The sequence below is a fragment of the Streptomyces sp. NPDC002574 genome (assembly GCF_042889545.1).
Classification (GTDB): domain Bacteria; phylum Actinomycetota; class Actinomycetes; order Streptomycetales; family Streptomycetaceae; genus Actinacidiphila.
In genome coordinates this window covers 33130-53502 of record NZ_JBIARB010000005.1, presented here as the reverse complement: position 1 = coordinate 53502, position 20373 = coordinate 33130, and the positions used below count along the sequence as shown (strand labels likewise).

Genomic DNA, 20373 nt, shown 5'->3' with positions numbered 1-20373 from the left:
CCCGAGTCCCGTCACCGGCGTCACCCGCTTCGCGGGAGCAGGGCGTCGTGAGGTGTCGTACGCGGCAGGTCACCCGTCGAAGCGGCGGGCTCGCGCACCATGAAGGCGTCCACCGGGTCCTCGGTTTCGAGGGTGAAGCCGTGCCGCTCGTACAACCGCCGGGCGGGGCTGCCCCGGAGCACGTTCAGCCGTACCGGGATGCCGTCGCGGTCGCACTGTTCGAGCAGGGCGCGCAGCACCGCGGTGCCGATGCCGCCGCCCTGGAGGTGCGGGGCCAGGTAGAAGTGCTCCAGAAGGCGGGAGCCGGCGGACGGCCGCAGCGACACGCAGCCCGCGAACGCCCCGTCCACCTCGATCACCCGGCTGTGTGCCGGCGTGAAGCCGTCGCGCAGCCGCTGCCTCACCCGCTGCTCGTCGTACCGCCCGAGCCGTTCCAGATCCGCCCGCAGTACCACGGCCCGCAACTCGGCAATCGGCTCGACGTCATCCTCCGAGGCCGGTCGAAGCTCCCAGTCCGCCATGATCGGCAGACTACCCGAGCCCGCGTACCGCTCCCGGTCCCGCCGCTCTTCCCGGTCTCGCCGGCCAGGGGTGATACCCGCCGGGCATCACAGCGGCCGCAACAGGTCTTGGACCGCCCCGGTCCCTCGCGGCAAGACTCGACGGCATCACATCCGTCAGGAGTCGTCGAGAGAGGCGAGCAGCATGAAGGTCTTCGTGACCGGAGGGTCCGGGTACATCGGGCAGGCGACGATCAAGGCGCTGGTGCGCCGGGACGTCCAGGTCAGCGCCCTGGTCCGCAGCGAGGAGTCGGCGGCGGTCGTGAACGGGCTCGGGGCGGCCGCCGTCCGCGGCGCGCTGACCGACACCGCTGTGCTCACCGAGGCGGCCCGCGCCGCGGACGGGGTCGTGCACCTGGGCCAGCACGCCGGCCCCGACAGCGGCGACATCGACCGGGCGGCCGCCGAGGCGCTCCAGGACGGGGCCGGCCCCCGCCCGTACGTCCACACCGGCGGGATCTGGGTCTACGGCGACACCGACGGCGTCGTCGACGAGGACGCGCCGCTCATCCCGCCGCGGCTCACCGCCTGGCGGCTGGAGAACGAGAAGCGGGTGCTGGCCCGCGCCGCGACCGGCGAGCGGCCCGTGGTGGTGATGCCGGGCGTGGTGTTCGGCCACGCCGCCGGCCTGGTCGAGACGTTCTACGCGGAGCCGGGGCGCGCCGACGGCGCCGTGCCGTGCATCGGGGACGGCGCCAACCACTGGTCCGTCGTGCACGTCGACGACGTCGCGGAGCTCTACGCGCTCGCCCTGGGCGCCCCGGCGGGCTCGGTCTTCGCGGGCACCATCGACGCGTTCCCGACGGCCGCCGAGATCAGCGAGGCGGTCAGCCGGGCGATCGGCCGGCCCGGCGCCGTCCGCCGGCTGTCGCCCGCCGAGGCTGAGGAGCGGATGGGCCCGATCGCCCAGGCCTTCGCGCTCGACCAGCGGATCACCGGTGCCCGCGCACGCCGCGAGCTGGGCTGGGCCCCGACCCGCCTGGACCCCCTCGCCGCCCTCGCCGACGGCTCCTGAACCGCGGCCGACGTCGTCCGTCCTCCCGAACGCGCATAGGCTCGTTCGGGAGGAGTCCGGCCGCGAGGGAGGTGTCCGTGGACCTCGATCTGCGCAAGCTGCGGTATTTCGTCGCGGTGGCCGAGGAACTGCACTTCGGGCGGGCCGCCGAGCGGCTGCACATCGCGCAGCCGGTGCTGTCCCGGCAGATCCGGGCGCTGGAGCACGAGCTCAGGGCGCAACTGTTCTCCCGCGACCGCCGCAGCACAGGGCTGACGGGGGCGGGGGAGCAGCTGCTCGCCGACGCAGGGCCCCTGCTGGCGGCGGCGGAGGCGGCGCGGCGCCGGGTGGCCCGCGCCGCCCAGGGGGGTCCGGGGACGTTCACCGTCGGCTTCATGCCGGGCCTGATCGTCACCGGCGCGGTCCGCGAGTTCTCCGGGCGCCATCAGGGGCTGTCCGTGGAGGTCGTCAGGACCGGCTGGGACGACCAGGCCGAGGTCATCCGGGACGGCCGGGTCGACGTCGGGTACGTCAGGATGCCGCTCGACGTCCGGGGCCTGGACCTGTGCGAGCTCATGGCCGAGCCGCGGGTCGCCGTCCTGCCCGCCGACCACCGCTACGCGGGCAAGCCCTCCCTCGGCATCGCCGACCTCGCCGACGAGCACCTGTTGCAGGATCCCGACGCGGTCCCCGAGTGGCGTGACATCGCGCAGGAGCTCCGCACCGACGCGCCGGCCCCGGTCCCGGCGTTCCGCACGGTCGAGGAGAAGCTGGAGAACGTGGCGGCCGGGCGCGGGGTGGTCGTCCTGCCGCTCTCCACCGCCTCGTACTACACCCGCCCCGACGTCACCCACGTCGAACTGTCGGACATCGGGCCGAACCGGGTGTGCCTGGCCTGGGACGGCAGCCGCCACGACCCTCTCGTCGAGGAGTTCGTCTCCGTCGCCCTCGCGCACCGCCACCCCGTCCCGTAGTGGTCCGCAGGACGCCGCGGCGCCCCTGGCCCGGCCCGTGCCCCCCGCCCTCCCGGACGGGGGGCACAGCCGTGTGACGGGGATCACGGTCCCTGGCCGCATAGCGGAGCGGGGACCGACGTCTTTCAAGAAGTGCAAGAGGCTGTGACGGGCAGGGGCGGTGCTGATGGGTTCGACGCGAACGGATGAGTTCGACGAGTTCGTGACAGCCCGTTGGTCCGCTTTGTTCCACCTTGCGCGGTTGCTGACCGGTGGCGATCGGCACCGGGCCGAGGACCTGCTCCAGGAAGCGCTGGTCAAGCTGTGGTTCGCGTGGCCGAGGGTCGGCTCCCAGGCGCCCGAGCCGTACGTGCGCAAGGTGCTGGCCCGGGCGGCGGCGCGCTCCGCACGCCGGCGCTGGTGGGGGGAGCGGCCGGTGGGGGAGGTGCCGGAACGGGCCGCGGCCGGGGACGTGTCTGCGTCTGTCGCCGAACGCACCCGCCTGGAGGCGGCCCTGGCGCTGCTGCCCGCGCCGCAGCGTGCGGCGGTGGTGCTGCGCTACTACCAGGACCTGCCGGAGGCGCAGGTCGCGGAGGCGCTGGGCTGCCCGCTGGGCACCGCCCGCTCGCACGCGTCACGCGGCATCGCGCGGCTGCGGCAGCTCCTGGCCGATGCGATCGAGCCGGTGGGATGAGGGACGAGGGAAACGAGGGAAAGGGGATGGACTCCATGGACGACTTCGAGCGGCAACTGGCGCGGATGATGCACGCCTCCGAGCAGCACACCCCCTTCGAGCCCCGGCACAGGGTGCGGCTGCGCCACGGTGTCGTCGTCCGGCGCCGGGTGCGTGCCGCCTGGCAGGCCGGCAGTTCCGCGGTCGCGGTGACCGTCATCGCCTGCGCCCTGGTCCTGCTGCCCGGTTCCTCGTCCGGTCAGGTGGTGCCGGCCGGCCCCGGCGCGCCGGCGACGTCCGGCCCGGCGTACCCGAGCACCTCCGCGCCGGCGGATCCGAGCGCCGGCGGCAGCGCGAGTTCCACCCCCACCTTCTCGCCGTCGGGAGCGGACACGGGCGAGACCCCGACCGCGCCCGCCGGCAACGCGGACCCGTCGACCGCCACCGCGTCCGTCGCCGACACCGCCACGACCAGTTCCACCGCCACCAGCACCGCGTCGGGCGGCCCCGGCTCCACGACCTCCCCGCCGGTGAGCCCGTACGGGAACCCGACCGGCACGGGATAGCACCCGCTCGCCCCGCCACCCCGCTCCGCCACCACCCCACCGACCGCCCGTAGTGCCGTCGGCACGCCCGCAAGGCGGCCCCGGCACGGTCCGGCATGCCCCGGCGCGCTCCGGCACGCCCCGACGCAGAGAACAGATGCGGACAGACCATGAGAAACGAACCCCCCGGTGCGCTGAGGGAACGCGTCCCGCTGCCGGCCCGGCACCAGGAGCCGGTACTGGACGTGGTCGTCCCCGTCCACAACGAGGAGGCGGACCTGGAGCGGTCGGTGCGGCGGCTCCACGCCCACCTGCGCGAGACCTTCCCCTACCCGTTCCGGATCACCGTCGCCGACAACGCCAGCACCGACCGGACCCCGCTGATCGCGGCCCGCCTCGCCGAGGAACTGCCGGAGGCGCGGTGGCTGCACCTGGCCGAGAAGGGGCGCGGCCGGGCGCTGCGCACCGCGTGGTCCCACTCGGCGGCGCCGGTGCTGGCCTACCTGGACGTGGACCTGTCGACCGATCTGGCCGCCCTGCTCCCGCTCGTCGCCCCGCTCATATCCGGGCACTCCGACATCGCCATCGGCACCCGGCTCGCCCGCGGCTCCCGCGTCGTGCGGGGACCCAAGCGGGAGGTCGTCTCCCGCTGCTACAACGCGATCCTGCGCTCCACCCTCGCCGTCCGCTTCACCGACGCGCAGTGCGGATTCAAGGCCGTGCGCCGTGACGTCGCCGAACGGCTGCTGCCGATGGTGGAGGACGGCGGATGGTTCTTCGACACCGAACTGCTGGTGATTGCTGAGCGGGCCGGCCTGCGCATCCACGAGGTGCCCGTGGACTGGGTCGACGACCCCGACAGCCGGGTGCACCTCGTGTCCACCGCCCTCGGCGACCTGCGCGGCATCGCGCGCATCGGCCGCGCCCTGGCCGCGGGCCGGCTCCCGCTCGCCGAACTGCGCCGCAGCGCCGTGACCACGGAACCCCCGGGCGGCCTGCTCTCCCAGCTGCTGCGCTTCGCGGCGGTCGGCGTCGTCAGCACCGTCGGGTACGTGCTGCTGTACGCGGCCCTGCGCCCCGCCACCGGCGCGCAGGCCGCCAACGCGCTCGCCCTGCTGGTCTGCGCGGTCGCCAACACCGCGGCGAACCGCCGGCTCACCTTCGGCGTGCGCGGCCGCACGGGCGCCGCCCGTCACCACGCCCGCGGGCTCGCGGCGTTCCTGATCGGGCTGGCGCTCACCAGCGGGGCCCTGGCCGCGCTGCACCACGCGGCACCCGGCGCCGGACACCGCGTCGAGACCGGCGCGCTGGTGGCCGCCAACCTCGCCGCGACGCTCCTGCGCTTCCTGCTCCTCCGGTCCTGGGTCTTCCCCGGCCGGCACACTCCCCGGACGGAAACCGGCTCCCGATGACCCTCGTGCCCGACACCCTCGACGCGCCCTCAGGTGCCTGTCCCGCGGCCGGCGATCCGCCCCCCGAACTCTCCCGGGCCGCCCGCTGGGGCCGCGTGCTCGCGACGTACGGGACCCTGAAGCTCGCCGGCTTCGCGGTCTTCCTCCTGCTGCTGCGGTACGCGGGCGACTACCGCACGAAGAACCCGCGCTTCGGGGGCGGCGCCCGCCCCTGGGACGTCCTCGCCAGCTGGGACGGCTGGTGGTACCAGCAGGTCGCCGCGCACGGCTACCACCCGGCCCTGGTGCCCGTGCCGGGGGCCACCGGTCTCATCACCCTCGAAGGCAACTCCGCGGCCTTCTTCCCGCTCTACCCCGCGGTGATGCGGCTGGTCGCGGAGTGCACCGGCCTCGGCCTGTACGGCGCCGGGATGCTCGTCTCCGTCGTCTGCTCGTTCGTCGCCGCCCTCGGCGTGTACGTCGTCACCGCGCGCTTCGGCGGGCACCGGGCGGGCCTTGCCGCGGCCGGGCTGTGGGCCGTGTGGCCGGGCTCGGGCATGGAGTGGTCGGGGTACTCCGAGTCGCTCTACGTCGCCCTCGCGGTCTGGTCCTGCCACGCCGTCATGACCCGCCGCTGGATCACGGCGGGACTGCTGACCTTCGCCGCCGGTCTCGCCCGGCCCACCGCCACCGCGCTGATCGCCGCCCTCACCGTCGCCGCGCTGCTCGCCCTCGTGCGCGACCGACGGCCTTCCGGCGTGCTGCGCCCACTGGTCGCGATCGCCGTCGCGCCGCTCGGCCTGTTCGGCTACCTCGGCTGGGTGGGGTACCGCATGGGCGACTACGGCGGCTACTTCAGGCTGCAGAAGGGCGCCTGGGCGCACACCTTCGACTGGGGACGGTACACGGCGGACGTGTTCACCTCCGTGCCGGTGGGCCGCTTCGACTACCTGTCCGCGTTCCCGTTCGCCGACCTGATCGGTGTCGCCGTGGTCCTGCTGGACATCGCGCTGATCTGGCTGCTGATCCGCCTGCGGCCGCCCGTGGAACTGGTCGTCTACGCGGTGCTCACCGTCGTCACGGTGCTGGGCACGCAGCAGATCTTCTGCAACGTCTCCCGCTATCTGCTGCCGGCCTTCCCGCTGTTCGTGCCGCTCGCCCTCGCCCTCGGCCGGCTCAGGGCCCCGCACCGGGCCGTGCTGCTCGGGATCGCCGCCCTGGCCTCGGGCTCGTACGCGGGCTACGCGCTCTTCGAGCTCGGCGTGCCGTAACCGCGCCGCCGTGCGGCACGTTGGACCTCGGCGCCGGACCCCGTCCCCCACCGGGCCTTCCCCTCTGGAGCCGCCATGTCCCCGAACGCCGCCACGCCGCCGCGTCCCGCCGAGGCGGTGCCGCCGCCCGGGGACGGGCGCGCCAGGCGCCGCCTCGCCCTGGTCGGCGGATCACTGGGCAACCTCGTCGAGTGGTACGACTGGTTCGTCTACGCCAGCTTCGCGGTCTACTTCGCCGAGTCCTTCTTCCCCGGCGGCAACCCGACCACCCGGCTGATGAACACCGCCGGGATCTTCGCGGTGGGCTTTTTGATGCGCCCGGTCGGCGGCTGGGTGCTCGGCAGGGCCGCCGACCGGCACGGCCGCAAGAGCGCGCTGACGCTCACCGTCACCATGATGTCGGTCGCGGCGCTGCTGATCGCGGTCGCGCCGACCCACACCCGGGCCGGCTGGCTCGGCGCGCTCGTCCTGCTCGTCGCCCGGCTGTTGCAGGGGCTCAGCATCGGCGGTGAGTACGCGGCCAGCGCCACCTACCTGACGGAGGCCTCGGCCCGCGACCGGCGCGGGCTGGGCTCCTCCTTCCAGTACGTGTCCATGACCTGCGGCCAGCTGCTGGGCCTCGCGGTCCTGATCGTCCTTCAGCACGTGCTGACGGAACGGCAGTTGACGGACTGGGGCTGGCGCATCCCGTTCGTTCTGGGCGCCGTCCTCGCGGTGGTGGTGCTGTGGATCCGGCGCAGCCTGGAGGAGACCGAGGCCTTCGCGGAGGAGGCCGCCGAGCCCGCCGACGCGCGGGGGTCGCTGACCCTGCTCTGGGAACACCGGCGGCAGGCGCTGCTCGTCATGGCGCTGACCCTCGGCGGGACGGTCGCCTACTACACGTACACCACCTACCTGACGAAGTACCTGATCGGCAGTGCGGGGATGGCCAGGACCACGGCCACACTGGTGAGTTTCACGGCCCTGGCCGTCTTCGCGCTGCTCCAGCCGCTCGCCGGCGCGCTGTCGGACCGCGTGGGGCGCCGCCCGCTGCTGATCACCTTCGCCGTCGGCTGCACGCTCTGCACGTACCCGGTCATGACCGCGCTCGGCTCGGTGACGACCTACTGGCCCGCTCTCGGACTGTCCCTGATCGCCCTCACGGTCGTCACCGGCTACACCTCCATCAACGCGGCGGTGAAGGCCGAGTTGTTCCCCACCCGGGTGCGGGCACTGGGCGTCGCGCTGCCGTACGCGCTGGCCAACGCGCTGTTCGGCGGGACGGCCGAGTACGTGGCCCTGTGGTTCAAGGACGCGGGCCACGAGAGCGCGTTCTTCTGGTACGTGTCCGCCTGCGCGCTGGTCTCGCTCGTCGTCTACGTCCTCATGCCCGACACCCGCGCCACCGCCCTCAGCCGCGCCGAGGCGCGCGCCGGCGGTGAGCCCGCCGAGCCGGACACGACCGCCGAGGCGGCGGCGGAGCGGACCGGTGGGCAGTGAGGCGGCGGGTGGTGATCATATGAATGCATGAATGTCATGGCCACGTAAAATTAACCTCGTCGCTCTACCCGCATAGATCCCGGGACGCCATTCTGATGCGCGGACCCGGTGATCCAGGCGATCGACGAGAGGACCACAGATGAAGACGTTGACGAAGGCGCTGGCCGCGACGGCCGCCGCCGCGGCCTTCACGGTCATGGCCCAGCCCGCGCACGCGGTGGTGCCGCCCGAGCACGCGATCATCGTGTGCCAGAGCGCCAGCTTCTACGCCAACTACGACAGTTCCTCAGGGCCCAGCGGCCTGATCCGCGTCCTGGGCTACGGCAACAAGGTCGGCCACACCCGCGGCGCCCACCCCGTCTACAACGGCTGGGCCGCCACCTTCGACTTCGGCAAGGGCGACTGGGGTTACGTCCGCAACGAGTGCCTCGGCGGCTACGGCTCCTGGTGAACCGCCCCCGCCGCCCCCGCCGTCCCCGCTCCGCCGCCGCCCCCCGACGCAGGAAGGAACCACCATGCCCGTCCCCCGCACCCTCCGGATCGCCCGCGCCGCCGCCGTCGCCGGCGCCCTGGCCGCAGCCCTGCTGACGACCGCGGGCCCCGCCCAGGCGGCCAACGGCACCATCGGTCAGCGCGAGACCGTCTGCGCCCAGGACCTCTACGTGCGCACCGCCCCGGGCGGCGCGTGGATGGGGACCCTCTACACCGGCCAGACCTTCACCGTAGAGAGCAAGCAGAGCGGCTGGGCCTACGGGTTCGCCTACGGCGACATCAACCGCCACGGCTGGGTCCAGGACGGCTGGTTCTGCTGATCCCCGCCTGATCCCCGCGCCTCAGCCGCTCCGGCTCACCGTCCGACGGCTGCCGGTCCCGCCTGACCCGCCCCACCGGGCGACACGGCGCGCGGGACCGGCACCGTGCCCGACGGCGCCGGGGAGGGAGCAGGTCCGCCGCGCCGCTGCTCCGGCGCCGTGGGGGAGTGGGTGGGACTGGCCGGCGGCACGGGCTCGCCCTCCCGCTGCGCGGCGGTCATGGCGAGCAGCACGCACGCCAGCGCCGCCGCGAGCCCCAGCACGGCCACCGCGGCGGTACGGACCCGCACCCGCGGGCGGGGCAGCAGGGACGGCGCCGCCGCCCGGCGCAGGCTGTCCGGCCCCACGGTGCGGGCCTTCGCGTCCAGCGCGGCGCGCAGCAGCTCCTCGGTCCGGGCCCGGTCGGGCCGGTGGACGGCGGCGGTCATGAGGGCACCTCCAAGTGACGGGCCAGGGCGTCCAGCGCCCGGCTCGCGGTGGACTTCACCGCGCCGCGCGACAGCCGCAGCGTGTCCGCGATCTGCGCCTCGGTGAGGTTCGACCAGTACCGCAGCACGAGCACCTCCCGTTGCCTGCGCGTCAGCCGGCCGAGCGCGGCCAGCACCTCCCGGTGCTCCTCGCGCAGCAGCACGTACTCCTCCGGCGGCGGCGCGTGCCCCTCGCGCTCCGGGACGTGGGCCCGCACCGTCCTGCGCCGGCGCAGCACGGACCGGGCACCGTTGACCACGCTGGTGCGCACGTACGCCTCGGGGTCGTCCACGCCCGCCAGCCGTTCGCCGTGCCGGCGGTAGAGCGCGGCGAAGGCGTCCTGCACGACGTCCTCCGCGGTGGGCAGGTCGTCGACCAGGAACAGTGCCAGCCGCACGAGGTCCAGACGCCGATGGTGGTACAGCTCGTCGATCTCCGGCCGCGAGGTGTGACCGGACCGCCCGGCACGCACCTGGGACGACGGGGGCACCGCCCGCGCCGCGGGCGGGCGGGCGCCCCCGGACACGACGCTCCGCAGCCGTGCCCAGACGTGCCGGAGCGGGGCCGTCTGGAGAGCGGGGCGCGACCCCACAGCCGCTGTGCTCATGGATCTCCTGGGTAGCGGTTCGGAAGGCGGCCGCCGGGCCGGGCCCCGGCCCGGCGGCCGCCCCGGATCAGCGCGCCGGTGCGGGCGCCGGCACGGCGCCGGTCCCGGCCTGCGCCGGTGCGGGCGCCGGGACGCCCTTCGCGGGCGCGGGGGCCGCTCCGTGGGCCTGGGCCGGAGCGGGCGCGGCGTGGGCCGGAGCCGGGGCCGGGGCAGGGGCGGCGCGGCCCGTGCCCTTCGCCGGGGCCGGGGCCACGGCGGGCGCGGGTGCCTGGGCGTCCGTGTCGGCCTGCGCGGCGGGCGCCGGCACCGGCTTCGGCGTGGCGGCGTGCGCGGTCATGGCGGCGCCGCCCAGGGCCAGGGCCGCCGCGACCGTGGACGTACCGACCACGAGACGTGCCCGATGCCGGCGGGCCAGGCCCGCGATGGCGTGACGTGCGGTCATACCGTTCCTCGAATCATCCGGGGGAGAGCTGGGTCGAAGGCGCCTTCACTCCCACAGACGTGCGGAGCGGCCGGAGGTTGCAGAGGTGTCCCGTGAGATTTTCCGCCCGGCGGTCCGCACCGCCTCCCGCAGCCTGTCCCCGCCACTACCGGCCTTCGCACGGAACTGGCTGCGCCCCGCCGCCGGCCGCAGGCTCTCGGACGGCGGCGGCACCGCGTCGTCGCACCACCCGAGGAACCCGAGGGAGCCACATGACCCGCATCACCACCCCGTTCGGCTTCGCCTCCACCGCCGAGGACGTGATCCACGGCGTGGACCTCACCGGCCGCCGTGCCGTCGTCACCGGCGCCGCGTCGGGCATCGGCGTCGAGACCGCCCGCGCGCTGGCCGCCACCGGCGCCGAGGTGACCCTCGCCGTGCGCACCGCGGACGCCGGGATCCGGGTGGCGGCGGACATCACCGCGTCCACCGGCAACACCGCCGTCCGCGTGGCACGCCTCGACGTCGCCGACCGGGCCTCGGCCGAGGCGTTCGCCGCGGCCTGGGACGGACCGCTGCACATCCTCGTCGCCAACGCGGGCGTCATGGCACTTCCGGAGCTGGAACGGACCCGTGAGGGCTGGGAGACGCAGTTCGCCACGAACCATCTCGGCCATTTCGCCCTCGCCCGCGGCCTGCACCGCGCCCTCGCCGCCGCCGGCGGTGCCCGCGTCGTGGCGGTGAGCTCCAGCGGCCACCTCATCTCGCCCGTTGTCCTCGACGACGTCCACTTCCGGTACCGCCCCTACGACCCGCTGCTCGCCTACGGCCAGTCCAAGACGGCCGTGAACCTCTTCGCGGTCGGCGCAACCCGCCGCTGGGCGCGCGACGGCATCACGGCCAACGCCGTGATGCCGGGCGCCATCGCCACCAATCTGCAGCGCCACACCGGCGGTCTCAGGACCCCCGCGGAGCGCCGCAAGACCCCCGCGCAGGGCGCGGCGACCTCCGTCCTTGCGGCCGTCTCGCCCCTGCTGGACGGCATCGGCGGGCGCTACCTCGAGGACGGCAACGAGGCCCTGCCGGTCCCCGACGCCAACGGCTGGGCGTCCGGCGTCGCCCCCTACTCCCTCGACCCCGCCACCGCCGACCGCCTCTGGGACGCCTCGGACCGCATGCTCGCCGAGGCCCGGACCGCCTCGATGTGAGCGCCCGCACCACCCGGCGCGTGGCCGGGAGTGGACGAATCCGGCGGGGCGCGCCCCCGATCCGTGCCGGGCGGCGCAGAATGACCGCAACGGCGGGACCGTTGACCCCCGATGCGCTGGAGGCCCCTCATGCCGTACGCCACGTCCCCCTATCCGCCCGGCACGCCGTGCTGGATCGACCTCATGGTCCCCGACCAGCAGGCGGCGCTCGACTTCTACCGCGACCTCTTCGGCTGGCAGGGCGAAGTGGGACCGCCCGAGACCGGCGGCTACGCGGTCTGCACGCTCAAGGACAGGCCTGTCGCGGGCATCATGGCGACCATGGCCCCCGACGGTGCCCCCACCCCGCCCACGGCGTGGACCACCTACCTCGCCACGGCGGACGCCGACTCCGCGACGGACGCGATCACCAAGCACGGCGGCACGGTGCTCTCCCCCGGCATGGACGTCATGAGCCTCGGCCGCATGGCGATCGCCGCCGATCCGACCGGCGCGGTCTTCGGGCTGTGGCAGGCCGGCGAGTTCCTGGGCGCGCAGGTCGTCAACGAGCCCGGATCACTGGTGTGGAGCGAGCTCGCCTCCGGCGACCTCAAGGCCGCCTCGGCCTTCTACTCCGGGGCCCTGGGCCTGGAGACGGAGCCGATGGAGGGCGCTTCCGACTACTTCTCCCTCACGGTGAACGGCCGGGTCGTCGGGGGTGCGCAGGGGCTGGACAACCTGCCGCCCGAGACCCCGCCGCACTGGCTGGTGTACTTCTGCGTGGACAACACCGACAGCACCGTGGACGCCCTCGTCCGCGCGGGCGGCAATGTGCTCGCCGCGCCCTTCGACATGTCGGCCGGTCGCCTCGCGGTCGTGCAGGACCCGCAGGGTGCCGTGTTCGGGCTCATCGACGCGACCGGTCCCGAACTTCCCTGACCCGCACAGCGGCCGGGGCCGCCGCCCGTCACGGGGCGGCGGCCCCGGCCGTGCCGGTCGTCGCCGCGGCTACTTCTGGTCCGGGTGCAGGACCACCTTGGTGTAGCCCTCGATGCGCTTGTCGAACTTCTCGTACGCCGAGGGCGCGTCGGACAGCGGCAGTTCGTGGGAGACCACGAAGCTCGGCTTGGCACGGCCCTCGATGATGAGGTCGCGCAGCTGCCGGTTGTACTGCTTGACGTTGCACTGCCCGGTGCCCACGCGGAGCGCCTTCTCGAAGAGCCGGCCGATGGCGACCAGCAGCCGCCCGCTCTTGGCCTGCTCGTCCGGGCCGCCGGGGTCGGAGGGCACGTACAGGCCCGGGACGCCGAGCGCCCCGGTCGCGCGCACGGTGTCGATGAGCGAGTTGAGGACGGCCGCGGGCTCCTCGCGGTCCTGGCTCTTCGCCTGGGCCTGGTAGCCGACGGCGTCGATGCCCTTGTCGGTGCCCGTGCCCTTGGTGTGTTCCTTGATCTGCTCCACCGGGTTGCCCTCGGCGAAGTTGATCGGGATCGCGCCGATCTCCTCGGCCTTCTGCAGCCGCTCGGTGACACGGTCGACCACGAAGACCTTGGACGCGCCGCGGATGAGCGCCGAGTACGCGGACATGAGCCCGACCGGACCGCCGCCGTACACCGCGACGCTCTCGCCGGGACGGACGTCGGCGAGTTCGTTGCCGTGGTAGCCGGTCGGGAAGATGTCGGCGAGCAGGACGAAATCCGTCTCGTGCTCGGTGCCGGGCGGCAGCTTCAGGCAATTGAAGTCCGCGTACGGCACCCGCAGGTAATCTGCCTGACCGCCGGGCCAGGGGCCCATGGCGACATATCCGTAGGCTCCGCCGGCGAAGCCCGGATTCACGGTGAGACAGAATCCGGTGAAGCCGGCCGAGCAGTTCTTGCAGAATCCGCAGGCGACGTTGAAGGGCATGACCACGCGGTCGCCCTTCTTCAGGGACGTGACGCCCTGGCCGAGCTCCTCGATGATCCCCATGTTCTCGTGCCCGAAGACGATTCCCGCCTCCGCCGCGGTGCGTCCCTCGTACATGTGCAGGTCGGACCCGCAGATGGCGGTGGACGTGACCCGGACGAGCACATCGTTGGGGTGTTGTATGCGCGGTTTCTCGACTTCCTCCACTGCTACTTCGAACGGTGCTTTGTAGACGACGGCCTTCACCTGACACCTCCGTTGGTGTCGTGCTCTCGTACGTGCCGGAGGCGAACGGGACCGTCAGCCCAACGTGTCCCGATGGGAACGGACGGTGAGTGGGCCACGGCCGTTCGCCTCGCGTGACCTATTTCTCATGCTGCCCCCGTGGGGGGAATGGGACAAGCCAGCTAATCTTTACCCGGTATTGGGCTATTTCGGTTTGTTTTCCTAGGAAGGCGGGAACAGTGGCGCAGCGTTTGGGAACCCTCCTGGTCCCCGTGCCGGGGCTGTCCGGCACGACCTACCCGGTGGGCACGTCCGTGGTGATCAACGGACGCGGGTCGTCGGTCGACGCCTTCGTGGACGGTGACTGGCTGCCGCTCGCGTGGTGGGAGTTCTCCGAGGGGCACGCCGAGGACGCGACCGAGCTCTGAGCCCGACTGCCCGGAGTGCCCCGTCCGCCCCGCCCGCTCAGCCGCGCGGGGCGACGAAGAGGCTCTGGACCCCCCGGCCGATCGGCCCCCGCTCATCGTGGAGCGCGGCCTCGGCCATGCCGATCCCGGCGCCGTCGACGACGGTGCGGGCGTCGAGGCAGACCCACTCGCCGACCGGATGGCGGTGCAGGTGCACCGTCAGGTCGGGGTTGACGAACAGGTGGGCCGAGAAGTCCAGCACATTGCTCACCCCGTTCCCGGAGTCCGCGGCCACCAGCACGCGGTCCAGCGGTGCCGTCTTCTCCCCGGCGACCAGGGGCACCCGCATGCGCAGCCAGCAGGTCGCCGGACCCGGCTCCAGGTAGGAGCCGGCGGCGAAGCGCGACTCCATAGCCGTGTGGTAGCCGACGTCCCAGGGCACGGGGAAGAACGGCACCGTCCGCGACTCCTGCGGTCCCGGCACCGAGGGCCCGGGCGCCACTTCGGGCACCGCGCCCGGCTCGGTCCGGATGCGCAGCGCCCTGGCCCGCATGATCTCCTTGCCGTCGTCCGCCGCGAGCGACGCCTCCACCAGTTCCACGCTGCGCCCCTCGCGCAGCACGCGGGTGCCCACGGTGAGCGGCAGCAGCGGCACGGGACGGTGGATCTCGAAGGTGATCCGGGTCAGCCGCATGTCCTCGCGCGCGCCCGGGCGCTCGAGCACCGCGCGGCCCAGCAGCGCCGCCGGCGGGCCGGCGTGCTGGCTGTGCGCGTCCCAGGGACCCCGCGTGTACTCGGTGGGAGCGAAGCGCTCCTCGGCCACTCGGTCGAAGAAGGCCTCGGCACTGCTGGGGCTGGACGGGACGGTCACCACTGCTTCTCCTGCCCGGGGGTCGACGTGGAAGCTACTGATCAGTAGGAGCCGGTGAGGGCCAGTAGACCAGTGCCGCCGGCCGCGGGCAAGGCCCTTCCCCACCCGCGGGCGCTCAGCGGAACGTGTGGACGACCTGGATCTCCCCCACGATGTGCGCGTTGAACTCGTCGAGTTCCTCGGCCGGCACCCACAGCTCCAGGATCGTGCGCCCGCCGGCCTGCTGGACGGGGTAGCGCTTCAGGAACTCCGTGTCGACCTCGAAGCGGGTGACGAAACCGGCCCCGTCGTGCTTGACGTTCCAGTCCCGCGCGATCCGGATCGCGTAGTCCTCGTTGAGGACCGGGTAGAAGATCGGCTGTTCCGGCAGCCGCGGTGGCCAGGCACGCCGGCCGAGCTCCCGGACCAGGTCCAGTTCCACCGGGCCGGTGGGCCGCCACAGCGTCGTCGTCGTTCCCGGCGAGGTCACGCGGTCCCCCAGTCCAGCCGCAGCACGGCCAGGTCGTCGGTGTGGCGGTCGGCGTCGAGATCGCGGATCCGCGCGATCACCCGGTCCAGATGGGCCCCCGGGTCGGCCGGGGAGACCTGCCCGATGAGGGCCAGCAGCCCCTCCGCGCCCAGGCGTTCGCCGGAGCCGCCGGTGCCGTCGGCGTGCCCCTCGACGAGGCCGTCGGTGTAGAGGGTGAGCGCCCCGTGGGCGGGCAGGGCGAACGTGGTGGGCGGCCAGTGGGCCAGGTCCGGCATGATGCCCAGCGCGATGCCGTGCTCGGCCTCGACCGGGCCGGTGACCGCGTCGGCGGTGAGCAGCGGTTCGTGGTGCCCGGCGAGATGCAGCGTCGCCGTCCTCGCGGACAGGTCGAGCGTGAGCAGGGTGCAGGTGGCGAAGAGGTCCGGCTGCGCGCGTTCGGCGACCAGGATCCGTTCCAGCAGACGCAGCAGGTCGTGCCCCCGGTGACCGCCGAGGGTCAGCGCCCGCCAGGCGACGCGCAGGCACACGCCCAGGGCGGCCGCGTCGGGGCCGTGGCCGCTGGCGTCCCCGATCACGGCGTGCACCAGCCCGTCACCGGTCTGTACGACGTCGAGGAAGTCGCCGCCGAGCAGGGCGCGTTCCCGGCCGGGGATGTAGCGGGTGGTGGCGGTGACGGCCCCGGTCGCCAGCAGCGGCTGGGGGAGCAGCCCGCGTTCCAGGCGGGAGTTCTCCTCGGCGCGCAGGGCGCCGGCCTGCAGGGCGGCCGCCGCGCGCTCGGCCTGCTTGCGCTGGACCGCGTAGCGCACGGCGCGCTGCAGCAGTTCGGGCTCCACCTTGCCCTTGACCAGGTAGTCCTGGGCGCCCGCCGCCATGGCCCCGGGGCCGGCCTGGGACTCGGCGAGGCCGGTGAGGACGATGACCGCGGTGTCCGGTGCGGCGGCCTGCACCGCCGTGATGCCCGCGGGCCCGCTGGCGTCGGGCAGGTGCAGATCGAGCAGCACGCAGTCGGCGGCCTGCGCGGCGAGTTCGGACCGCGCCTCGCCCAGCGTCTTGTGCCAGGTCAGCGCGTACCGCAGGCCGGTGTCGGCGAGGAGTTCGGTGACCAGCAGCGCGTCGCCGGGGTCGTCCTCCACGAGCAGGATGCGGTAGTGCGGTTCCGGCGCGGGACCGGGGGCGGGGGTCATCAGGTTCGGGGCTCTCCGGTGCTGTCCCCGTCGGCGTCCGCGTCGGCGGGCACCGGGGCGGGGAGGGTGAACGTGATGCGGGTGCCCGGCGTGTGCGCCGGGTCCACGCCGATCGTCCCGCCGTGGAACTCCACGATCTTCTTGCACATCGCCAGGCCGATGCCGTTGCCCGGATAGGCGTCCTTGGTGTGCAGGCGCTGGAAGATCACGAAGACCCGCTCGGCGAACTCCGGGTCGATGCCGATCCCGTTGTCGGCCACGGCGAAGTGCCACAGGTCGCCCTCGCGGACCGCCTCCAGGTGGATCCTCGGCGGCACATCGGGGCGGCGGAACTTGACGGCGTTGGAGACCAGGTTCTGCCAGAGCATGCCGAGTTGGGTGCTGTCCCCGACGACGGTGGGCAGTGGGTCCCGGGTGACCTCGGCGCCGGACTCCTCGATCGCCACACTCAGCGAGTCGAGGGTTCGGTCGGCGACGGCGTCCAGGTCGACGGTGCTGTGCTCGTTGTGGATCCGCCCGACCCGGGAGAAGGCGAGCAGGTCGTTGATGAGGGTCTGCATGCGGTTCGCGCCGTCGACGGCGAAGCCGATGTACTGGTCGGCACGGTCGTCCAGTTGCCCGCCGTAACGGCGCTGCAGCAACTGCGTGAAGCTCGACACCTTGCGCAGCGGCTCCTGCAGGTCGTGCGAGGCCACGTACGCGAACTGCTCCAGCTCGGCGTTGGAGCGCTTGAGTTCCGCGGACTGCTCGTCCAGCATCTGCCGCGCCCGCTCGGCGAACCCGAGCTCGTCCGCCAGGCGCCGCCGCATCGCCTCCACGTCACCGGCCAGCCGCCGCAGGTCGGCCGGGCCGGTCGGGGTGATGGGGTGCTCGAAGTCGCCCCGCGCGACCATCCGGGCGTCGTCGCTCAGCCGGGTCAACGGGTCGGTGATGCCGCGCCGCAGGCCCTCGAAGACGAGTGCGGCCAGCACCACGATGAGGACGGCGGCCGCGGCGAACACCCAGTTCCGCAGCACGATCGAACGGTTGAGCCGGTCCCCGGCCTCCAGTCGGGCGTCCCGCAGGTGGTTCTGCTGGCGGGTCATGGCCTTGCGCACGGCGTCGAAGGCCGTTCTGCCGGAGTCGGCGCGGTCGGTGGCCAGCCGGACGGCCTCGTCGGCCGGGGCGCCGGCGATGGGGCGGGCGATGTCCCGCTGCCAGGCCTCCGCCGCGGTCACCACCCCGGCCAGGTCCGCGCTCGCCTGCTCGTCGCCGCGGACCAGGGGGCGGAGCCGTTCCAGCGCGGTCCTCTCGTTCGCCAGGCCCTCGGTGTACGGGGTGAGGAAGTCCTTCTGCCCGGTGAGGCCGTAGCCGCGGACACCGGTCTCCTGGTTGACCAGGGCGGCCTCCAGCCGGACCGAGTTGACCAGTGCCGGGGAGCGGGTGTCGACCAACTGCCGGGTGATCGTCGTGTTCCGGTCCAGCGACCATATGCCCAGCGCGCCGAGGACGGCGAGGACCGCCAGGGCCGCGCTCACTCCCACCCGGAGCCAGCGGCGGGTCGTCCACCGCGCAAGCCGGCCCGTTTCCTCCACCACGTCGTCGCCCTTCCGATGCCGAATCCGTGTCCTTGCCCGTTGCCACGGCCGCTCCGGACTCCGTGCGGCAGGCACTCACTGTAGCCGCCGTCGCGACAACGTCTGTTGTCCTCGCTGATCGCGACCCCCTAGGGTGGAGGCCATGCCCGGCATCCACTCCTCCCCGCGCCCCGCCGAGCGGCGGACCACCGCGCCGGCGGAGACGGCCGCCGCCGGGCCCACCCCCACCGGCCGGCACACCCGCACCACCAGCCGCCAAGGCGCCCCCCGGCGCCGGCCCGGCCTCGTGACCACCGAACCCCCCCACCGCCTCGTGCGAGGCACCGACCGGACCCGGAGCCGATGATGATGATCGCCTCACCCCGCCCCTACGACGTGCTGCTGGTCGAGGACGACCTCGCCGACGCCATGCTCATCGGGGACGCCCTGTCCGAGCGCGGCGCCCGCAACCTCACCCAGGTCGAGGACGGCGTCGCCGCGCTGGACTACCTGCGCGACGAGACCAACGCGCGCCCCGACCTCATCGTGCTCGACCTCAACATGCCCCGCATGAACGGCCGCGAGCTGCTGGCCATCCTGAAGGCCGACGACGACCTGCGCGCGATCCCGGTCGTCGTGCTGACCACCTCCTCCGCCCCCGACGACGTCACCGGTGCGTACCAGCGGCACGCCAACGCCTACGTCACCAAGCCCGTCAACCTGGACGACTTCGAACGCGCCGTGCAGAGCATCGACGCCTTCTACCTCGACACCGTCACCAAACTGCCGCGCGAGTAGCCGCCGCGGGGCGGCGTGACGGCTCATCCCCGGGTGCGCCGCACGCACGCGGCCACCACGGCACGCAGGTCGCCGCCCCGTTCCCGAAGATCCCGCTGGAAGCGGGCCCCGTTGCCGGCCTTCAGCAGACCGGCGAGGGCGTCCTGGGCGGGGACCAGGTCCCCGTTGTCCTCCAGGGCGTCGCGTACGTGCTCGAACAGGGCGCGCACCGCCGCCTCGGCGGGAACGGGCTCCATGCCGAGCGGGTGCAGGAGCCGGCCGCCCAGCCCCTCGCGGGCCGCCCGCCACGTCGCCAGCCGCAGCAGCGCGACACCGTGCCGCGCCGGCGGCTCGCCGTCGTTCCACCGCCGGCTCGCGGTCTCCACCAGGGCCCGTACGAGAGTGGCGAGCAGCGCCGTGTGCCATGCCTCCAGGCACACGTCGGCGACCCTGATCTCCACCGTCGGGTAGGTGTGGGAGAGCCGGGCGTCGAAGTAGACCATGGCCTCGTCGCGCAGCGCGCCCGTGCCCACCATCGCGGTGACCAGTTCGTGGTAACGGTCGGCGGAGCCGAAGACCTCGACGGGGCCGGCCGAGGGCCAGCGCCCCCACACCCGGTTGCGGTAGCTGGCGTACCCGCTGTCCTGGCCCTGCCAGAACGGGGAGTTGGAGCTCAGCGCGAGCAGGACGGGCAGCCACGGGCGGATCCGGTCCAGGACCGCGACGCCCTCCTCGTCCGACTCCACCGCCACGTGGACGTGGCAGCCGCAGGTGAGCTGTTCCTGCGTGGTCAGCCCGTACTGGTCGCGGAGCCACCGGTAGCGCTCGCCGGTGCTGAGGGCGGGGTCCACCGGCAGCGGCGAAGTGGCGAGCGCGGCGATCGAGGCGCCCAGGTCCTCGGCGTGCCGGGCCGCCTCGCCCCGCCAGCGGGATATCTCGGCGCCCAGGTCCTCCATCCGGACCTGCGGCCGGGTGGCGAACTCCAGCTGCTGGCGCTGCAGTTCCGACTCGAACACCTCGTCCCCGGCAGCCCGGTCGCGGCGTGCGGAGGCGAGCACCGCCGTCGACAGCGCCCGGGGTTCGCCGGACTCGGCGTCCAGCAGGAGGAGTTCCTCCTCCACGCCCACGGTGCGGACGGCTGTCACGCGACGGCCGAATCGTCCAACGGCCTCGCGCCCAGCAGGCGCAGCCGCGCGGCGACGAGGGCGGCGTCCACGTCGCTGGTGCCGGTCGCCACGCACAGCGTGTACGAGACGTCCTCCAGCCGGCGCCGGACCCCGGAGTCCGCCGGGTCGAGCACGCGCAGCGTCTCGTACCGGTCGACGAGGTCGTTCAGCACAGCGGGGTGGGCCATGAGCATGGATCTCTCCTCGATAGTCCGCGGCACCGACCGGGCCGAACGGTGTGTCTGATCGCCGTTTACCCCCGCTTCGGGGTGTCACGCGGGGCGACGGTGCGCACGGCGTGCCCATGAGTGCCCTGGGTGCGCGCATGCGGACGGGGGGGGGCCGGGGGGGCCCCCCCCGCCCCCCGCGGGGGGGGGGGGGGGCCCCCCCCCCCCCCCCCCCCCCCCCCCCCCCCCCCCCCGGCCCGCCCGCCGCCCCCCCCCCCCCCCCCC

The 20373-nt window shown here is 73.9% G+C and carries 24 protein-coding genes; 13 read left to right on the top strand and 11 right to left on the bottom strand.

From position 1 onward, the window contains the following. Positions 1–20: 20 nt before the first annotated feature. A complete protein-coding gene (locus ACFYXS_RS12765) occupies positions 21–521 on the bottom strand; it encodes a GNAT family N-acetyltransferase (protein WP_389247007.1) in 501 nt (166 codons plus the stop codon). 184 nt (positions 522–705) lie between these two features. Between ACFYXS_RS12765 and ACFYXS_RS12760 the strand changes: the two genes are divergently transcribed. The 9 genes from ACFYXS_RS12760 to ACFYXS_RS12720 all read left to right on the top strand — a co-directional run bounded on the left by ACFYXS_RS12760 (position 706) and on the right by ACFYXS_RS12720 (position 8678). Next, on the top strand, positions 706–1575 hold the full coding sequence (locus tag ACFYXS_RS12760; RefSeq protein WP_389247005.1) for an NAD-dependent epimerase/dehydratase family protein: 870 nt from the start codon (positions 706–708) through the stop codon (positions 1573–1575). A 77-nt stretch (positions 1576–1652) separates the two neighbouring features. Continuing rightward, positions 1653–2528 (top strand): LysR family transcriptional regulator, encoded by an 876-nt coding sequence (locus ACFYXS_RS12755; protein ID WP_389247003.1) that lies wholly within the window; start codon positions 1653–1655, stop codon positions 2526–2528. A 166-nt stretch (positions 2529–2694) separates the two neighbouring features. Beyond that, complete coding sequence (locus tag ACFYXS_RS12750; RefSeq protein ID WP_389247001.1) at positions 2695–3201, top strand: SigE family RNA polymerase sigma factor; 507 nt, start codon at positions 2695–2697, stop codon at positions 3199–3201. A gap of 26 nt (positions 3202–3227) precedes the next feature. Continuing rightward, positions 3228–3746, top strand: a complete 519-nt coding sequence (locus ACFYXS_RS12745; protein ID WP_389246999.1) for a hypothetical protein — start codon at positions 3228–3230, stop codon at positions 3744–3746. Positions 3747–3895: 149 nt separating this feature from the next. Then, a complete protein-coding gene (locus ACFYXS_RS12740) occupies positions 3896–5137 on the top strand; it encodes a glycosyltransferase (protein WP_389246997.1) in 1242 nt (413 codons plus the stop codon). After that, complete coding sequence (locus tag ACFYXS_RS12735) at positions 5134–6387, top strand: hypothetical protein (RefSeq protein WP_389246995.1); 1254 nt, start codon at positions 5134–5136, stop codon at positions 6385–6387. Before ACFYXS_RS12740 ends, ACFYXS_RS12735 begins: the two co-directional genes overlap by 4 nt. Before the next feature lie 75 nt (positions 6388–6462). Beyond that, positions 6463–7866: an MFS transporter gene (locus ACFYXS_RS12730; protein WP_389246993.1), complete on the top strand. Its 1404-nt coding sequence runs from the start codon at positions 6463–6465 to the stop codon at positions 7864–7866. A gap of 139 nt (positions 7867–8005) precedes the next feature. Then, positions 8006–8317, top strand: coding sequence for a hypothetical protein (locus tag ACFYXS_RS12725; protein WP_389246991.1), 312 nt, complete (start codon positions 8006–8008; stop codon positions 8315–8317). A gap of 64 nt (positions 8318–8381) precedes the next feature. Continuing rightward, on the top strand, positions 8382–8678 hold the full coding sequence (locus ACFYXS_RS12720; RefSeq protein ID WP_389246989.1) for a hypothetical protein: 297 nt from the start codon (positions 8382–8384) through the stop codon (positions 8676–8678). Positions 8679–8713: 35 nt separating this feature from the next. Here ACFYXS_RS12720 and ACFYXS_RS12715 read toward each other — a convergent pair whose 3' ends face one another. The 3 genes from ACFYXS_RS12715 to ACFYXS_RS12705 form a co-directional block, all read right to left on the bottom strand. Continuing rightward, positions 8714–9106 (bottom strand): hypothetical protein, encoded by a 393-nt coding sequence (locus ACFYXS_RS12715; RefSeq protein ID WP_389246987.1) that lies wholly within the window; start codon positions 9104–9106, stop codon positions 8714–8716. Beyond that, positions 9103–9753, bottom strand: a complete 651-nt coding sequence (locus ACFYXS_RS12710; protein ID WP_389246985.1) for an RNA polymerase sigma factor — start codon at positions 9751–9753, stop codon at positions 9103–9105. Before ACFYXS_RS12710 ends, ACFYXS_RS12715 begins: the two co-directional genes overlap by 4 nt. 67 nt (positions 9754–9820) lie before the next feature. Continuing rightward, positions 9821–10195, bottom strand: coding sequence for a hypothetical protein (locus ACFYXS_RS12705; RefSeq protein ID WP_389246983.1), 375 nt, complete (start codon positions 10193–10195; stop codon positions 9821–9823). A gap of 251 nt (positions 10196–10446) precedes the next feature. Between ACFYXS_RS12705 and ACFYXS_RS12700 the strand changes: the two genes are divergently transcribed. Both ACFYXS_RS12700 and ACFYXS_RS12695 read left to right on the top strand, forming a co-directional pair. After that, the gene (locus ACFYXS_RS12700) at positions 10447–11382 is read left to right on the top strand and encodes an SDR family NAD(P)-dependent oxidoreductase (protein WP_389246981.1); all 936 of its coding nucleotides are present in this window, start codon (positions 10447–10449) and stop codon (positions 11380–11382) included. A 129-nt stretch (positions 11383–11511) separates the two neighbouring features. Beyond that, complete coding sequence (locus tag ACFYXS_RS12695) at positions 11512–12300, top strand: VOC family protein (RefSeq protein ID WP_389246979.1); 789 nt, start codon at positions 11512–11514, stop codon at positions 12298–12300. Positions 12301–12369: 69 nt separating this feature from the next. Here the strand turns inward: ACFYXS_RS12695 and ACFYXS_RS12690 are convergent, their stop codons facing one another. After that, the gene (locus ACFYXS_RS12690; RefSeq protein ID WP_389246977.1) at positions 12370–13512 is read right to left on the bottom strand and encodes a glutathione-independent formaldehyde dehydrogenase; all 1143 of its coding nucleotides are present in this window, start codon (positions 13510–13512) and stop codon (positions 12370–12372) included. 218 nt (positions 13513–13730) lie between these two features. On the opposite strand from ACFYXS_RS12690, the gene ACFYXS_RS12685 reads away from it, so the two are divergent. Then, positions 13731–13919 carry a hypothetical protein gene (locus ACFYXS_RS12685; protein ID WP_319664014.1) on the top strand — a complete coding sequence of 63 codons (189 nt, stop codon included), beginning with the start codon at positions 13731–13733 and terminating at the stop codon, positions 13917–13919. 37 nt (positions 13920–13956) lie between these two features. Here ACFYXS_RS12685 and ACFYXS_RS12680 read toward each other — a convergent pair whose 3' ends face one another. The 4 genes from ACFYXS_RS12680 to ACFYXS_RS12665 form a co-directional block, all read right to left on the bottom strand. Further along, positions 13957–14769 (bottom strand): thioesterase family protein, encoded by an 813-nt coding sequence (locus tag ACFYXS_RS12680; protein WP_389246974.1) that lies wholly within the window; start codon positions 14767–14769, stop codon positions 13957–13959. Between the two features lie 115 nt (positions 14770–14884). Beyond that, positions 14885–15238 carry a hypothetical protein gene (locus ACFYXS_RS12675; protein WP_389246972.1) on the bottom strand — a complete coding sequence of 118 codons (354 nt, stop codon included), beginning with the start codon at positions 15236–15238 and terminating at the stop codon, positions 14885–14887. After that, positions 15235–16422, bottom strand: coding sequence for a SpoIIE family protein phosphatase (locus ACFYXS_RS12670; protein ID WP_389246970.1), 1188 nt, complete (start codon positions 16420–16422; stop codon positions 15235–15237). The genes ACFYXS_RS12675 and ACFYXS_RS12670 overlap by 4 nt, the downstream gene beginning before the upstream one ends. Beyond that, the gene (locus tag ACFYXS_RS12665; protein ID WP_389246968.1) at positions 16422–17999 is read right to left on the bottom strand and encodes an ATP-binding protein; all 1578 of its coding nucleotides are present in this window, start codon (positions 17997–17999) and stop codon (positions 16422–16424) included. The genes ACFYXS_RS12670 and ACFYXS_RS12665 overlap by 1 nt, the downstream gene beginning before the upstream one ends. Positions 18000–18344: 345 nt before the next feature. Here ACFYXS_RS12665 and ACFYXS_RS12660 point away from each other — a divergent pair, with 345 nt between their 5' ends. Next, positions 18345–18776, top strand: a complete 432-nt coding sequence (locus tag ACFYXS_RS12660) for a response regulator (protein WP_389246966.1) — start codon at positions 18345–18347, stop codon at positions 18774–18776. Between the two features lie 23 nt (positions 18777–18799). Here the strand turns inward: ACFYXS_RS12660 and ACFYXS_RS12655 are convergent, their stop codons facing one another. After that, positions 18800–19900: a glutamate--cysteine ligase gene (locus ACFYXS_RS12655; protein ID WP_389246964.1), complete on the bottom strand. Its 1101-nt coding sequence runs from the start codon at positions 19898–19900 to the stop codon at positions 18800–18802. Further along, entirely contained in the window at positions 19897–20115 is a 219-nt protein-coding gene (locus ACFYXS_RS12650) for a DUF5133 domain-containing protein (RefSeq protein ID WP_389246962.1), read from the bottom strand. The genes ACFYXS_RS12655 and ACFYXS_RS12650 overlap by 4 nt, the downstream gene beginning before the upstream one ends. Positions 20116–20373 lie beyond the last annotated feature (258 nt).